A 15,168-nucleotide genomic window follows, 5' to 3' on the forward strand; every position below is an offset into this window, starting at 1 on the left:
TCGCCTGTTTTTGTAGTAAACAGCTAGGAATGTAATGGCAAGGAAGATGAAGGGGCGGGCGCGGGCCGCACTCGGCGCAAAGGCATAGCCAGCGTACAGGTTTCTCTGGAAGGCAGCACCTTGAACGTATGCTGAAAAAAACTCTAATTGCCCGCCGGTAAAGGCCTGTCGAGCAGCGAGGCCATGTCGCCACCCAGCTTTTCCCTGAGGGCTGCGGCGCGCTCCTGCTCCAGCATGATCATGTCCACCTGCCGGGTGTGGATGAGCAGGTAGCCGAGCATGCGGGTTTTTTGCAGAATATCGGCAGCGGGGAAGTTTTCCGCCACGGCAAAGAGCGAATCGTCCTTCACATCAGCGCGGAAGCCATGCGCCTCCAGCAGGTCGGCCACCATGCGGGCGCGCAGGCGGCGGCGCTGACGGTCAGCGGCACCGCCCTTGAACTGGAAGCTCACAAAATTTTCGTGATTATTTGCGCCAGCCAGACTTTCCACCGTACAAAAGTGATAGCCGTAGCGGGCCTGCAGAATCATGTAATTATCAGAAATGATAAAAAAGTTTTTGTTGGACATGGCATTGGGCGCAGTGCTTTCCAGATCCGGATTCATGGTGCTTTCAAGCATCACGCTCATGAAGCCCGAGGCGCTAGCCGCTGGCGGCCCGGCCCAGGGCACGGCCACCATGCCGTCCCACAGCGCCAGCATGGGCGTGCTGGCAATATCGGCGATATCCACCACCGCGCCGCCCACATGCCGCCTGAAACCGCCGCCCATATCCACAATCCAGTACTGAAGCTTGACCCCGGCCTTGAGCTGCTTGCCCATGCGCTGGTTGACGTCCGAGCCTTCCTCAAACATGAGCTGCACGGATTTTTCGTGGCAAAAACGGGTGATGTCGTGCAGGGTCTGGCAATGCTCCGGCGCAAATTCCGGCGATTCCGGATCCAGCAGATGCAGGGGAACCATCAGGGTCGCCAGGGCCTCAAGCCGCTGATGCACCGGGCTGCCTTCCATGAGATTGGGCGGCTCCGTCACCTGTGCGGCAAGCTCGGGATTCAGCCCCGCGAATACGGCGCAGCGCACGGCATCCAGCGTGGCGTCCCCGGCGTTGTCCAGCAGGCTACAGGCGTTGGGCAGACTGAACACGGCTGGCAGGCGGTATTCGCGCGCCACAGAGGCCAGATGGCCCGCCATGCCGCCCGTCTCGCTGACCATGCCGGATGCGCGGGAAAGCAGAGGTGCCCAGCGCGGCAAGGCCCGTTCGACTACCAGAATGCCGCCCTTGGGGAAGGAAAGCATGTCCGCTTCCTTGCGGGCAACAAACACAGGCCCCATGCCCACGCCGGGGCTTACGGCAACGCCCCCGCAAGCCAGCATGGAAAGGCCTTCGGGCAGATTTTCCGCCAGGATTTTACACTCGCCCGGCCCCACCGCTGCACCGTCAGCAACATCGGCCCGGTTTTCCGTGGCGGCATCCGCCTCGTGCAGGGGGCGGCTTTGCAGCACCACAATACGCCCGTTGCGGGAATCCAGCGCCCACTCCACATCCTGCGGCTCGGCGTAGTATTCTTCCAGCGCCAGCGCAACCTGGGCAAGGTCTGCGGCCTGCGCATCCGTGAGGCTGGCTGGCACGCCAGCAAGCCCTGCAAGAGTCTTGCTTATGGGCTGCGGCGGATTGGTGCGGGTAAAAATAAAAACATCGGGGGTAACTGCGCCGTCCACCACGGCCTGAGGCAGGCCCGGCACGGCATTGAGCAGCACCTGCTCCTGCCCGCGCGCGGCAGCAACAGGATCCCTGCTGTAGGCCACGCCGCCAGCGGCAGCGGGCACCATGGCAAGCACACCCACGCACATGGGCGCAGCATCGTCTGGGATGCCGTGCTGATAGCGATAGCTCATGGCTGTCACGGCATACTTGCTGGCGATAATTTCTTTCCAGACTTCGCAGGCTTCTTCCGGCGGCACATTAAGCTCGGAGCGGTACTGCCCGGCAAAGGAGACACCAAGCGAATCTTCGCCCACGGCGCTGCTGCGCAGGGCAAGGGCAAGGCCCGGCCCGGCCCGGCGCTGCATGGCGGCCACGGCCTCGGTAATTTCCTGCTCCAGCTCCGGCGGCAGTGGCGCACTGAGCACGGCCTGTTGCAAGGCCGCAGAAAGGCTGAAAACTTCATCCAGACTGTGCATATCCGTAGCCTGAATGCGGCGGTTCAGTTCGCTGTGCAGGCCGCTGTATTCCATAAAGCGGTAGTAGGCGCTGACCGTCACGGCAAAACCGTCCGGCACGTCCAGCCCCGCGTGGGCCGCCACTTCACCTAGATTGGCCATTTTGCCGCCCACAAGGGTGATGTGATGCAGGCGAATATCGCCAAGCGGCATGATATTGGGGCCGTCCTGATGCGGCTGATCTTCAAGCAGATTCTGCATCTGCTCACGAATGCGGTCAAAGGCCTGCTGCAAAGGCTCATAGCCTTCATCGGAAAGCGCGTTGAGGTCGCGTACCATCTGAAAAACCGCCGTTACGGCGCGAGTGCTCACGGCATGCACGTAATCCATGCCAAAGGGCCGCGCTCCGGAGAGGTGCTCCTCCACATCGCTCATGGCCTCAAGGGCTGTCTTGTTGGACGACAGCAAGCGGCGGAAACGCGCGCAACGCTCCCTCAGATGGGCCTTAAAAGCCTCCTCACGCGCAAGCTGTTCCGCGTCCGGCTCATCCGAGCCATCGCGCCCCAGCCATTTTCGCAGGCAGTCGAGCAGCGTCATGTCACATAGCGGACCGGGCCGCTTCCTCCATCTTGATAATCAGCTCGCTGATGGCCACGGGCTTGAGCATGTAGTCATACGCGCCAAGATCAAGCCCCTGCACGGCTACGCCCATGCAGGCATGCCCCGTAAGCAGGATAACGGGCAGATTGGGGGCTTTTTCCTTCATGTGGCGCAGGGTTTCCAGACCATCCATGCCGGGCATGCGCACATCCATGACCACAATCTGGAACATCTCGCCCGATTGCAGGGCCTGATCCAGCAGATCAAGGGCCGACTGGCCATCGGGGGCGGTTACAACTTCCATACCTCGCCGGGTAAGGCGTTTTTCCATCAGTTCCAGAAATTCCACTTCGTCGTCCACAAACAATGCGCGCATGGAGGCCTCCTTCATATGGCAGCATGCCCCATTGGGGCCGCCTAGTGGTATTATGCTTCTGCGCTTTCTTCAGGCGCGAGCTGCGGCGGTTCCGCAGGCAGAAAAATATTGAATGTGGTGCCATGCCCAAGTTCGCTCTGCACGTCTATGCGCCCACCGAGTTTTTCAAGAATGGTGTAGCAGATGGCAAGGCCAAGCCCCGTGCCCTCGCCCACCTTCTTGGTGGTAAAGAAGGGGTCGAAAATCTGCCGCAGGGTTTCCTGATCCATGCCCGGCCCAGTGTCAGTAAAGGAAACACGCACTCCATTGCGCCAGGGCTGCGTGCTGACGGTCAGGGTGCCGTTCTTGCCCATGGCATCAATAGCATTGTCTATCACATTGATGAATATCTGTTCAAGCTGGGCCGGGTCGGACAAAATTACGGGAACATGTGCATCGTACTGCCGCACAATGGCTATATTGCGGTTGGCGGCCTCGGTTTTGAGCATTTCCACGGCCTGATCGGCCAGGGAACTGATAAGAATTTCCGTGCGGCCCGGATTCATGCGCCGCCCAAAGCCCAGCATGCGCTGGGTTATGCCCTTGGCGCGCTTGACGTGCTGTTCGATTTTCTCCGTGCTATCGAAAATTTCTTTGTAATTTTTCATGGTTGACGGGTCTTCATCGTCCAGCAGGTCGCGTATCCAGCCCGCGTTTTCCTGAATGAGCATCAGGGGATTGTTGACCTCGTGCGCCACGCCAGCCGCCATCTTGCCCAGAGCGGCCATTTTGCTTGACTGCAGCATGCGCGCGTCAATGTGGGCCTGCTTTTGATCCGAGGCTTCAAGAGAAGCCACAAGCCGCCGGGTGCACAGCTCCGCGCCCATGCAGGTCAGCGCGCCGCCAAGCAGGGTAAAAAAGAGTATCAGCGCCTTGAGCTGCCGCAGAGGCTTGAGGCTGTCGCGCACATCGTCCATGACCACCAGCACCCAGGGCATGGAATCCATCCGCATCAAGGCCACCAGCATTTCTTCCCCGCTGGGAATGACCTTGCGCATTGTCACCACGTTGTTGCGGGTCAGATCCTCCTGCGGCAGGGTAAAGTTACCCATGATCGGGCCATAGAATCGCGAGCCTGTTTGCAACACGCCAGTATTGCTGACGATAAAGGCATCACTGTGCGGCCCTGAGTATATGCGCCGCAGCAGGGCGTCAATGGCGTCCATGTCGATGGTGGCGCGCATGATATAGGTGCGCCCGCCCTCGTGCCGCAGCACAGCAATGATAAAGTGCGGCACATGGCGGTAGCCCATGAATACATCGCTGACGTACACGCCCTTGCGCAGCACTTCCGAGAACCAGGGGGCCTCGGAATAATTGGCGTCCCGCAGGTCAAACGGCCCCACATAGGAAACATGGCGGCCATCCATACCGATAATGCCCAGATCAACAAACGAACGGCTGTTGCTCTGCATCACGCTGAAAATTTCGCTCAGCCGCGCGGGATTGCTGAGATCAGAATACGGGTGGGTGAAGGCCAGGTTTTTGACCTGCGCTATGCGCTCCACCATGAAGGTATCAAGGGCGCGGTGCTTGCTGCTGATGACAGCCTCGATGCCCGCGGTGATTTTTTCGTCATAGATGGCGCTGAGCCTGTCCAGACAAAACATCCCCAGAGCCGCCAGCGGCGTGAGCGCCATGAGCAGCAGCGTTATCAGCAAGCGGCGGTATATGGCCCTGTAGCCTCTGTGTGGGACAGGCACGGTGGACGACATTAACGGGCCTCCTGGGATGGAGAATCAGCAACGCCAGCCAGGGATTCTCCCCTGAAAAGCGCCCGGCAGTGGGCCAGCATTTCCTGGCGGCGGGCCGCAACCTGGCCTGGGTCCTGCATGATCATGTCGAGCTGGCGGGTGTGGATGGTCATATACCCTGCCACAGCCAGCAGGCGTTCGCCTTCTTCCTTGTCCAGATCCTTGAGCGTGGCGCTCACGGCATCATTGCGCACAACAGGCGAAAAGCCGAATTCCCAAAGGATATCGGCAACAAAGCGCACCCGCAGAATACGGCGCTCAATGTCGGCAGCGCCGCCGCGCAACTGAAAATTCAGATAGTTCTCGCTGGTGCGCTCCGAAAGGCGCGCCTCGACCGAAACAAAATGGAAGCCAAAGCGGGAATGCAGACTGCAATAATCGCTGGAGATAAGAAAATAATTTTTTTCTGTGAAATACGCCGTCTGCGCGGCTGGATCCAGATTGGGATTGGCTGTGGCCTCAAAAAGCACAGATAAAAAACCCTTGCCGTCCACAGGCGGCGGCCCCTGCCAGGGGTGGGCGTTCATGCCCTGCCACAAGGCCAGCATAGGCAGCGAGGCAATGTCTTCCACGTCAATGACAGGCCCGTTGGGAGTACGCACAAAGCCATCGCTGAGGTTGACCACCCAGAACTGCTTGACCACCTTGTCCCGCAGTTGCTTGATGCGCTGCGGCGCGTACTTTTTTTCCGAACCAAGGCTGAACATGGCGCTCACGGCCTTTTCGTGGCAATAGCGCACAATGTCGTGATATGTTGCGCAGTTGGCGGCCTTGAAGTCTACGCTGTCCACCTCAAGCGTCAGGGGCAGAATGCGGCGGGAGGCGGTTTGCAAAATCTGGTATACGGGGCTGCCGGGCATGTAGTCCTTGCCCGGAGGTACCTTGGGCAACAGGGAATCCTGCCGGTTTTCGTACACGGTGCACAGGTCTGCGCACAGGGTGATGCGCTGGCCGCTTTCCACCACTTCCGTGGCCCATTTGAGGCCAAAGACGGCGGGCTTGCCGAACTCCCGCGCCAGCGAAGCCAGACGCGATCCCTGAAAACCGCGCTCCGCCACAATCCCGGCGGCGCGGTCAATGAGCGAACCCCAGATGTAGTTGTCGTCCGGCACCACAAGAATACCGCCTGTAGGAAACCTGCGTGCGTCTTCCCAGCGGCGTGCCACCCAGGCGGGGCCGGATACGCGGCCCGGATTGACCGTAAATCCCCCCTCCAGCAGCAGGGCATCGTCCAGCGCCCTCGCTGGCTCCGGCAAGGCGGGCTCTTCCTCCTGCGGCAAAGACATGGGCCGCGCCATGAGCATAAAAACCTGGCCTTCGGGGTTGCATGCCCAGGTGAGCACCTCTGGCCTTCCAGCGGCTTCTTCCACCGCGAGGGCAAGCTCTGCGGCGCGTATGGCGGTGGCATCGTCCAGCACCGGGCGCTTGGCTTTATAAGGACGGCGGTCTGTCACCGTGTGCGGCGCCGCGCGCGAAACACTTATGGCGTCAACAGGCATGGTGGAATATTCCACCTCCTGCGGCAAACCCGCACAACCGTAGACATGCACATTTTCGCTGTGCGGGGTCAATGGCGCGGATGACTGGGCAATGCCGCCAAAACAGCCCTCATCCACCGCCATGCAGGTGAGGCAGACGCCAGCCCCTCCTTCTGTCAGCCCGCGCGCACGGCGGTACACCAGAGCCTGAGCGCGCTGCTTGCTGGACAGGGTTACGCGCACTGCGCGCAAAATATCATCGTCATGCGCCTGCAACGAAACAGGCGGCCCCCAAAGCACAACGCCGCATCCTTCGCCCTCTCCCGCGGCAGGCGGCCATACGCGCCCGCGCAGCAAGAGCTGCATGGGCTTGTTGCAAAGGCCGCGCAAACGCTGCACCTGCTCAAGGATGGCCGAGGCAAGGTCTTCCGGCAGGGGGGTTCCCTCCACCAGCGCGCCCAGCTTTTTGGAAAGCCGCGCCAGATGGTTGGGGGCCAGGCCGCCAGCAGCCTGAATGCAGCGGTTGATCTCGCTTTGCAGATCGCCGCTCTGAAAATAGTGCTGGCACCCAGCAGCCGTGACCACAAATCCCTGCGGCACGGCACCGGGAAAAATAGGACGCAGTTTCTCAAGCCGGGCGGTTGCGGGATCCACCAGCACCCTGCCCTCGCTTTGCAGAGCGGCCAGGCATCCGGCATCGTCCTGGCAAAGGGGTACAACCAGCGGCCCGAGCAGGCAGGCTTCCGGCTCGTACACTTCTTCCGCCACCAGCTTTTGCAGTTCGCCAAAACGGGCGTAGAGGGCCGGGCAAGGCGCAGGGTCAAGCCGCTCAAGCTGCTTGATGCACTGAAAAACCTGGGTGGCCATGGAGGTGCAGAGCGCCCGCACACGGTACAGGCCAAAGGGATGATCGCAGCAAAGGGTGTATTCCAGATCGGTCATGGTTTCCTGAAAGGCGTTCCATGCCGTGAGAAACAGGCGGAAGGAGTGGTGCCGCAAGGCAAAAAAGCGTTGGGCTTCCTCCGCCGCGCTGACGGAAGAAGAGGAAACTGCTTCGTCGCCCCGGCGGGCGCCTCGCGTTAAAAAGCCCAACAGACGGCTCAGGGACATGGCGGCTCCACAAGATAAGGCTGTAAACCTGCGACAACGCGAAAAACCGCGCAGCGCCAACAGTTACACATTGAACCTAGCACAGCACCAAGCCGCCTTCAAGCCGCATGTGACAGAATTCCCATTCTCAAAAAAGCAAATGTGGAAAAGAAAATTATGGATAAAACTACAGCGGTGCAACGCCGTTGGGCTGTTGCGGCACAGGCATGCCGCCCTGCGGATTGCCTTGCGGGTCGCCCTGCTGGCCATCGTCCATATCAGCCAGAGCGCGCATCTGGGCCATGCACTGCTCCACAAACTGGGGTTCGCCCACATCCTGCCGCAAAAAGGCGTTGATGTCCGGCATCTTGGCAATTGCCGCGTCAATCTCCGCATTGGAGCCCTTGGCGTAGGCGCCGATGTTAATCATGTCTTCCACGCGGCGGAAGGTGCTCATGCAGCGGGTGACAACGCGGCCCGCGAGAACATCCTGCCGGTCGCAGATGTCGGAACGCAGGCAGCTGATGGAACGCAGCACGTCAATGGCGGGGAAATGCCCCTGGTCGGCCAGATCGCGGGTGAGCACAATATGCCCGTCAAGGATGGAACGAACGGAGTCGGCGATGGGTTCGTTAAAGTCGTCGCCGTCCACAAGTACGGTATAAATCCCCGTGATGGTTCCCTTGGCGGAACGCCCCGCCCGCTCCAGCAGCTTGGGCAACTGGGCAAAAACTGAAGGCGTATAGCCCTTGGTGGTGGGCGGCTCGCCCACGGCCAGCCCCACTTCGCGGGCAGCCATGGCAAAACGGGTTACGGAGTCCATCATCAGCAGCACGTCCATACCCTTGTCGCGGAAATATTCCGAAACAGCCGTGGCTGCGTAAGCCGCGCGCATGCGCACAAGGGGAGACTGATCTGATGTGGCGATAACCAGAACAGAGCGGGCCATGCCCTCGGGACCGAGGTCGCGCTCCATAAATTCAACAACTTCGCGCCCGCGTTCACCAATGAGGGCAATGACGTTGACATCAGCGCGGGTGTAGCGGGCCATCATGCCCATGAGCGTGGATTTGCCCACGCCCGAACCGGCCATGATGCCCACGCGCTGCCCCTTGCCAAGGGTAAGCAGGCTGTTGACCGAGCGCACGCCCACATCAAGAATATCCGTAATGCGCGGGCGTTGCAGGGGGCTTGGCGGATCGGCATAGATGGGCACCAGCTCGGGATTCCAGTGCTTGCGGGCCTCCTCAAGCCAGTGGGGCACAAAGGGGCGCTGTTCTTCCTGCTGGCGAAAAAAGTCTTCTCTGGAGCTTTCCCCCACTGGCAGGGGCGAAACGTAGAGTTCCGCGCTTATGGGCGCACCAGCATCCAGCGGAGTACCAAAGGCGTCGAAGGCGCGACCCAGTAAATCCGGCCCCACCGGGAACACCGGGGGCAGACTTGTGTTGCGGATGCGGCTGCCGGGGCGGATGCCCCGCATATCGCCATAAGGCATGAACAGCAGATTACCCTCGCGAAAGCCCACAACTTCGGCGGCAATGCCGTCATCGCCTTCATCGGGCAGCATGTGGCACACGGCCCCAAGGGGGGCGCGCAAACCGCTGCCCTCGGCCACAAGGCCCACGACCTTGTTGACCTTGCCGAAGAGGCGCACGGGGGTGCTTGTTTTGAGCAGCTTTATGCAGGAATCTGGGTCAAGCTTCATGGCTGGCTATCCCGGCTGGCCGTTGCCCGAGCCGGGCAGAAAGCCCCCGCTGACAAAGACGCTGGAAGAAGATTGCGAGACGTGTTCCTTTTCCTCTTCCGGCAGGGGAAAGAGCTCGTCCTCAAGCTCGGCAAGGCTGGGATTGGCATTGTGTTCCGCTGCCTGAACATGGGCAGGTTCCGGAGTCTGCTCCTGTGCGGGCTGCCCTTCAACACCAGCATCAGGATGCGCCATCGGAGCCGGGGAGGATTCCGCAGGATGCGCCTCTGCCTGGACTCCGGGTTCTGGCATGGAGTCCTGCATCATTTCGGGCGAGGCATTGGCAAGAGGAACTGCGGCATCAGTTGGCGCAGGCTCCTGCCCTTGCTCAAAAAATTCAGCGGCAGCAACCGTGCCAGCAGGCCCGGATGCGGGCAAAATTTCGTCGGGCGCGAGACCAGCGCCAGCCTGCCCGGCAAAGGAGGCCTGCTCTGGCTGCGTATCTTGGGCCATGTCTGGTGCAGATTCGGGCGCAAATTCCTGCCCGGATTCCGGCCCAGATTCCGGAGAGGCTTCAGCCAGAGTTTCTGCCGGATGTTCTGGCAAGTGTTCTGGCAACAGTTCCGGCTGGCCCATCGTATCGACAGGCTCAACGGGCAGTTCAGGCTCTGGCTCCGCAACAGGTGCAGCTTCCGGCACGATTTGCGTCAACCGCTCAGATTCACGCGCAGCCGTGGCGCTCACTTCTTCCCCCGCCCTTTCTTCCTCGGGGCGCGGCGGCAAGGTCAGATGCTCCAGAATGCCGTTGACCATTTCGCGGTAATGTTCGCGCAGATTTTCCACAGAACCGCTGACGCTCTCGGCCACAAGGCCGCCAGCCTCAACAGAAGGATCGCCGTTCACGATCCATTGGCTCAACTCGGGCACACGCTCGCGGGCGGCCCGAAACAGGTCGCTCACAGTGTCCTCGTCATCGGGGTGCACGCGGATGCTCACGGTGGCGCGGTCTTCCAGCAGTTGCAGGGAACTAAAGACCAGGCTTTGCAAAATGCGCTGATGCTCTGCCTGCAAAATCCAGCCGGTTCCGGCCTCTACGGCCACGCGGGCCAGCTCTGCCAGTTCATCCCGCCAGGCTTCGCCAAGGTTGTGACGCTGCGCCTCAAGAGCGCGCAGCATGTTGCCGAGCATCTGCCCCACATCAACGCGGAACTCCTTAAGCTCGGCCCCGGCCTGCTCCATGCCCGCCTGAAAGCCCTCATTATGCGCGTTGCCGCGGATAAACTCGGCTTCTTCGCGCAGGTCGCGGGCCTTGCCGTGCTCTGCCTCGGCCTCGGCCAGTTCTGCCTGCGCCTGCGCCTTCAGCTCTTTCGCTTCGCGCGTGAACTGCTCCACACGGGCCTGAGCCTCGACCCCGGCCTCTTCCAGCACCTTTTGCCTTTCGGCATAGGCTGCGCCTAGAATCTCGCGCGCGCGTTCCTCGGCCCTGGCGCGCACCCGGGCAAGATAGTCCTCCTGCTGCAGGTGCTGGGCGCGTTCACGGAGCAAGGGTTCCTGCATGGCGTCAAGCTGCTGAGGTGTTGCCTCGCGCTCGCCCATGAAGATGGTGCCCCATTTTTTGCGCAACTCGTCTGACGCCATGCCGGATTCCGATGGTTACAGATTCTGCGGCGGGCCGCTACACAAACACGTCGCCAGCGCCACGGCTGATGACAAGCTTGTTTTCGCCTTCAAGCCGCCGCACGATCTTGACGACATTCTGCTGGGCCGACTCCACGTCCGAAAGCTTGGCCGGGCCCATGAATTCCAGTTCTTCGCGAATCATGTTGCCCGCGCGTTCCGACATATTCTTGAAGAATTTTTCCTTGAGGTCGTCGCTGGCCCCGCGCAGGGCCAGGGTGAGATCTTCGTTGGAAATTTCCTTCAGCATTTCGCGCACGCCACGGTCGTCAATATTCTTGCAGTCCTCAAAGACAAACATGAGGTTGCGGATATCTTCGGCCATCTGCGCGGAATCTTCTTCGATTTCGGAGAGCACTTCTTCTTCGGTGGCGCGGTCCACGGCATTGAGAATTTCTGCCACAGACTGCACGCCGCCCACTTTTTTGCCTTCCTTGCCGCCCATGGCGATAAGCTGGCTGGTGAGCACCTTGTCCACTTCCATGAGCATTTCTTCCGGCACGGCTTCAAGCCGCGCAAGGCGCATGAGCACCTCGGCGCGCACGCCTGCGGGAAGGTTTGTCAATAAATTGGCGGCCTGATCCGGATGCAGGTGACCGATAATAAGGGCCAGAGTTTGCGGATGCTCGTTGCGCAGAATCTGTGAAAGCAGCTTGGGGCTGACCGATTCCAGCTCGCGGAAGGGCGCGGGGCCGGTTTCAAGGCTCAGGGAGTCCATAACGTACTTGGCGGTTTCAGGATCAAGGTTTTTGACCAGCAGGCGTTTCAGCGTTTCGCTACCGCCCGTGATCATATCCACACCTTCAACCAGCGATTCGTGGAATTCGCGCAGCACTTCTTCGACTATTTCGCGCGGCACAGGCTCCAATTCCACGATAGCTCTGGAGATGTCGGCTATTTCCTGCCGGTCCATGCGTTTGAACACGTCAGCCGTGAATTTGTCGCCCATGGCGAGCAGCAGCACTGCAGTACGCTGTTTGCCGGTCAACTCCATCTCCCTACTCCTTCACCGAGATCCGCACTAGGCTGCTCGGGGTTGCTTATTCCTTGTCTGCAAGCCAGCGCTTGATAAGCCGCACGGCCTGATCCATATGCTGCTCGGTAATGTGAAAGAGCCGCATTTTCAATTCTTCAACACGCTGATTGCTTTCTTTTTGCGCCAGGCGCAAGGCCTTGAGCTGCGAAAGCGTCGAGTTGCTTTCCGTCAATTGACGGTCTGCGGCTTTAGGCGGTAGCTGTTTCATCGTTTTTCATCCAGCCGCGCACCAGCATCACCACCTGCTCCATATGATTATCGGAAAGGGTGAAAATGTGCGACTTCAAGGCTTCAATATCTTTGAAAACCAGTTCATCGTCTTCTTCGTCTGCGGCGATCTCGTCATCTGCCTTGGAGGCCTCTTCAAGGGCCTCATACAGGGCCAGCTGTTCTTCGGCTGCGGGCAGGCCTTCAAGCCCCTCGATCATTTCACCGGCTTCAACCTTGGGCCGGATGAGGGCCAAAACCACGGGCCGCACCACAAGCATGAGGAACAAAAAGGCCAGCAGCGCGTTGAGCAGGGGCTTGCCCAGCCGTTCGGCATAATCGGCCAGCATTTCGGCAAAGTTGGGATCCTTGGGCGGCTCGGAATCCGTAAACGGAGCGGAGCTTACTTCCAGAGCATCACCACGGGCCTTGTCCAGGCCCACGGCATTGGTAACAAGCTGACGCACACGCTCAAGGTCATCAGCCTTGCGCGGCACAAATGTCCACGCCCCGTTGGTCTTTTCATACGTCCCATCGATAAGGACTGCAACCGTCATGCGCTTTAAATCGCCCACATTGGATACGATTTGCTGCTCTTCCTTGTTAATTTCGTAGTTGGTGGTGCGGGTTTCGCGGCTGCCGTTCTGCTGTGAAACAGATCCGGCTATGCCATCGCCACGGAAGTTGGCGTCCGGCGACCCGCCCTCAAGATTCGAGCGGCCTTGCTGGGTTTCTTCACTGCGCTGCTCGCTGCGTACTGCGGTTTTTTCGGGGTCAAACAGCTCGCGACGGATGGTGCGCTGGCTGAAATCCATATCCACGTTGACCTTGGCGATAACACGGCCAGGGCCAAACATGGGCTGCAACATTTCTTCAATGCGGCGTTCAAGGTTGCGCTGCACCTGCTGGCGGTGTTCCATCTGGGTGGAGCTTGCACCGGCAAGGCTGTCTGATTCCGGCTGATACAGCACCTTGCCGCCATTGTCTGAAATGGACACGTGCGTTTTATCCAGCCCTTCAACAGCCATAAGCATCATGTTGAGGATGGCGTTGATTTCTTTCTGGTCGGGCTTGAGGTTGGGCCGCTTGAGCTTGAGCACAACCGAGGCCGAGGGGGACTGGCGCTCCTCCACAAACAGGCTGCGGTGCGGAATGACCAGGTGCACGCGTGCGCTTTCCACATTGGGGAACTCGCTGATGGTGCGGGAAAGTTCACCCTGCAAGGCGCGGGTGTAGTTTATTTTCTGCACAAAGTCGGTTTGCCCGACCTTGACCTTGTCAAAAATTTCAAAACCAATGCCCTGCCCCACAAGACCGCCTTCGCCCGCGATCTTGATGCGTTCATCATACACAACTTCCTTGGGAACAAGAATGGTTTTCCCGTTGTCAGTCAGCTGGTACATAACCTTGTCCGCCTGGAGCGACTTGATGACAACACTGGCGTCTTCGGCGCTGAGGTTGGAATACAGCACCTTCAAGTCAGGCCGCGAGGCCCAGACAGAAAGGCCAATGGCCGCAGAGCCGATAAGCACAAATCCACCCATGACCATCACGCGCTGCATGACGCTCATTCTGGCCCAGACTGCCTTGATGGAATTGACAAGTTGCATAAGAAAAGCCGGCATATGGTAGCTCCTGCGAAGACGTGGCGTAATTCCGGCACTTTGGCCGGGCATATGCCCTGCCAAAGCAATTGCCATGCCACATTGCAACACGCCGCAATTATATAACTTTTTAAAACACCTCTCTGATTCATTCAAATTTGTGACACTGCGCCAGAAACGCCGAATCCCCCAAGGCACAGCCCGTGGGGGATTCGGCGTTCAGGAGTATCACGCGCGGAAAGGAAAATCTGGAATTTGTAAAATTTACCTGCCCGGGCGTTTCGCAACGTAAATAAACGCTCTGCGCCCTGGCGGCGAACATCTGCTCACGCAGTTGACCTAGAACTGCATGCGGGAAATTTCCTTGTAGGCTTCAAGCACCTTGCCGCGCACGGCAGAGGTCAGCTTCATGGCCATGCTGGATTTCTGCATGGTGATCATGAGTTCGTGCACATTCTGGGTGCGGCCTGCGGCAAAATCTTCGATGGCTGCATTTTTGGCGCTGTCCAGTTCGTTAACCTTATTGAGCGAATTTTTGATGGTGCCGGAAAAACTGTTCTGCGGGGTCACCGGCGTGTGCGCCTGCGTGGGATATTTGATAAAATCCGCCTGGGCGCCAAAATTTTCGCCCCGGTCAACGCTGTCGCGCAAAAGGCTCTGGTCAAGAGTTTTGGCAAACTGGGTCTGGCCGCCGATGGAGCCGCCCTGTTGCAGGCTGCTCTGCACCTTGCTGAAATTCTGCACTGCCTCGCTGTACGCCCGCATGCCAACTGCCTGAATGCTCATAACAACCTCCGCGCTTCAAAAGAACTTTTTTATGCTGTCATCGTGGTCATGGCTTAGGGGATGCTTCTAAATAAAAGATTTTGCGCCGAGGACAAGGAAAACAGTGTTTTTTACGACAGGAGTGGACTCTTTCTGTCCATGACTGGAGTAAAAAATGCTGTATGACGCAGTGATCGGCCAAAAGAATTATTTAGTGACAGACCCTAGCGGCCAATATCCAAAGCCTTGATGTACATGCCCTTGACGGCATCCACCGTGGTGACGTTGGCCTCATAGTTGCGCTGGGCAGTCATGAGGTTGGCCATTTCTTCAACCACGTTGATATCAGGGTACATGACGTAGCCTTCCGCATTGGCGTCAGGGTTGCCTGGCTCGTACACCCGCTTGAAGGGCCGGTTGTCCATGGTCACGGCAGAAACACGCACGCCCTGTACCGCCCTGTCCAGGGCCGAACGCATGTGGATGGAAAAAGGATCATCCACATCTGCCGTTTGCTGCACCACGCTGCGCCGACGGTACGGCCCGCCCTGGGGCGTGCGCGTTGTCTTGGCGTTGGCAAGGTTCATCGAAATGGTGTTGATGCGGGTGCGGTCGGCTGAAAGGCCGGACGCGCTGATATCAAATGCCGTCATGAAGTCCATGGCTTCCTCCTACACTGTCCGCTGCCGGGGTTCTTATG

11 protein-coding genes are annotated in these 15,168 nt (G+C 59.3%); all 11 read right to left on the minus strand.

Annotation, left to right across the window (positions count from 1 at the left end; genetic code table 11):
• Window positions 1-143 precede the first annotated feature (143 nt).
• The 11 genes from NE637_RS02610 to flgC all read right to left on the minus strand — a co-directional run bounded on the left by NE637_RS02610 (window position 144) and on the right by flgC (window position 15,130).
• A complete protein-coding gene (locus tag NE637_RS02610; protein WP_215648887.1) occupies window positions 144-2,756 on the minus strand; it encodes a PEP/pyruvate-binding domain-containing protein in 2,613 nt (870 codons plus the stop codon).
• A gap of 1 nt (window position 2,757) precedes the next feature.
• Window positions 2,758-3,135: a response regulator gene (locus NE637_RS02615; protein WP_192112020.1), complete on the minus strand. Its 378-nt coding sequence runs from the start codon at window positions 3,133-3,135 to the stop codon at window positions 2,758-2,760.
• A 50-nt stretch (window positions 3,136-3,185) separates the two neighbouring features.
• Window positions 3,186-4,889: a sensor histidine kinase gene (locus NE637_RS02620; RefSeq protein WP_192112021.1), complete on the minus strand. Its 1,704-nt coding sequence runs from the start codon at window positions 4,887-4,889 to the stop codon at window positions 3,186-3,188.
• Window positions 4,889-7,516 carry a PEP/pyruvate-binding domain-containing protein gene (locus NE637_RS02625; protein ID WP_227117967.1) on the minus strand — a complete coding sequence of 876 codons (2,628 nt, stop codon included), beginning with the start codon at window positions 7,514-7,516 and terminating at the stop codon, window positions 4,889-4,891. Before NE637_RS02625 ends, NE637_RS02620 begins: the two co-directional genes overlap by 1 nt.
• Window positions 7,517-7,682: 166 nt before the next feature.
• A complete protein-coding gene (locus NE637_RS02630) occupies window positions 7,683-9,200 on the minus strand; it encodes a FliI/YscN family ATPase (protein WP_256267569.1) in 1,518 nt (505 codons plus the stop codon).
• 6 nt (window positions 9,201-9,206) lie between these two features.
• Entirely contained in the window at window positions 9,207-10,817 is a 1,611-nt protein-coding gene (locus NE637_RS02635; RefSeq protein ID WP_227117968.1) for a FliH/SctL family protein, read from the minus strand.
• 37 nt (window positions 10,818-10,854) lie between these two features.
• Complete coding sequence (gene fliG, locus NE637_RS02640; protein WP_022659219.1) at window positions 10,855-11,850, minus strand: flagellar motor switch protein FliG; 996 nt, start codon at window positions 11,848-11,850, stop codon at window positions 10,855-10,857.
• 46 nt (window positions 11,851-11,896) lie between these two features.
• Window positions 11,897-12,100: a hypothetical protein gene (locus NE637_RS02645; protein ID WP_225529821.1), complete on the minus strand. Its 204-nt coding sequence runs from the start codon at window positions 12,098-12,100 to the stop codon at window positions 11,897-11,899.
• A complete protein-coding gene (fliF, locus tag NE637_RS02650) occupies window positions 12,081-13,724 on the minus strand; it encodes a flagellar basal-body MS-ring/collar protein FliF (protein WP_192112025.1) in 1,644 nt (547 codons plus the stop codon). The genes NE637_RS02645 and fliF overlap by 20 nt, the downstream gene beginning before the upstream one ends.
• Before the next feature lie 318 nt (window positions 13,725-14,042).
• Window positions 14,043-14,489, minus strand: coding sequence for a flagellar hook-basal body complex protein FliE (gene fliE, locus NE637_RS02655; RefSeq protein ID WP_192112026.1), 447 nt, complete (start codon window positions 14,487-14,489; stop codon window positions 14,043-14,045).
• A 203-nt stretch (window positions 14,490-14,692) separates the two neighbouring features.
• A complete protein-coding gene (gene flgC / locus NE637_RS02660; protein WP_192112027.1) occupies window positions 14,693-15,130 on the minus strand; it encodes a flagellar basal body rod protein FlgC in 438 nt (145 codons plus the stop codon).
• Window positions 15,131-15,168: the final 38 nt, after the last annotated feature.

The sequence above is a fragment of the Desulfovibrio desulfuricans genome (assembly GCF_024460775.1).
GTDB classification, from domain to species: Bacteria; Desulfobacterota; Desulfovibrionia; order Desulfovibrionales; family Desulfovibrionaceae; genus Desulfovibrio; species Desulfovibrio desulfuricans_E.